The organism is Dellaglioa sp. CoH-56-MRSF-13 (assembly GCF_056782095.1).
Window position 1 is genome coordinate 1 of sequence record NZ_JBXAYC010000024.1, and the last position, 722, is coordinate 722.

General features: G+C 56.0%; 3 protein-coding genes. All 3 read right to left on the reverse strand.

The features are described from left to right. Nucleotides 1–106: 106 nt before the first annotated feature. Complete coding sequence (locus tag AC1RP1_RS07630; protein WP_281116337.1) at nucleotides 107–268, reverse strand: hypothetical protein; 162 nt, start codon at nucleotides 266–268, stop codon at nucleotides 107–109. Next, nucleotides 265–444: a hypothetical protein gene (locus AC1RP1_RS07635; RefSeq protein WP_281116336.1), complete on the reverse strand. Its 180-nt coding sequence runs from the start codon at nucleotides 442–444 to the stop codon at nucleotides 265–267. Before AC1RP1_RS07635 ends, AC1RP1_RS07630 begins: the two co-directional genes overlap by 4 nt. 8 nt (nucleotides 445–452) lie before the next feature. Beyond that, on the reverse strand, nucleotides 453–722 hold a 270-nt coding region (locus AC1RP1_RS07640), incomplete at its 5' end, for a hypothetical protein (protein ID WP_481762663.1).

The following is a 722-nucleotide window of genomic DNA, read 5'->3' on the forward strand; positions in this document are numbered from 1 at the left end:
CGTGCATCGTTGCGACCTGCTTGATAGGCAGACTCCATATCGCGCCGCACCATACGCACGATTCCAGAATTGGCTTCACCGTATTGCGTATACCAGTGTTCGAAGGTCATGCGTCCTCCGCGATCTTGGCAGCAATCATGTAGTCGAGCACGGCCCACAGCAGATGATACGTAGCCAGCTGGGTGTTGCCGCCCATGTTAATGGCCACGGCGTACAGCATGTTGAATGCAGCACACACATACATCAGGATCGACGGAATAGACCTCATTGACCACACTCCTGTTTATGTTCGATGATGAGGGTCTGGGCAAGAACCGCGATCAGCAGCCAGTAACAGCCGCCAACCGCGTCACCCATTGACCAGTACTTTACGCCTGCGACGCACGCAGCCGCGATTTCCACCGCGACCAGAAAGCCACGCGTGAATCGATTGAACTTGTTCATGTTTTCCTTCAGATACCAGTCAGGAGCACCGCCGATTGCGGCTTGACCACGATCGGGTTGAAATCTGTGGCGTACGAGCGCGTAGCCGGCGTACGATCATCGTCCAGCCAATCCATTGGTGCAAAGTCGTCGAAATCGTCATACGCGAAGTCGTCCATATTCGATTGGTCCAGCGATCGTTCGTGAACTGCGCGCTCGTGCGGGTGCAGGATTCCGGCCTCCATACGACGTACGTACGCGTCGCGGGCACGTGCCGTGAAGAACACACGGTGCAGGTT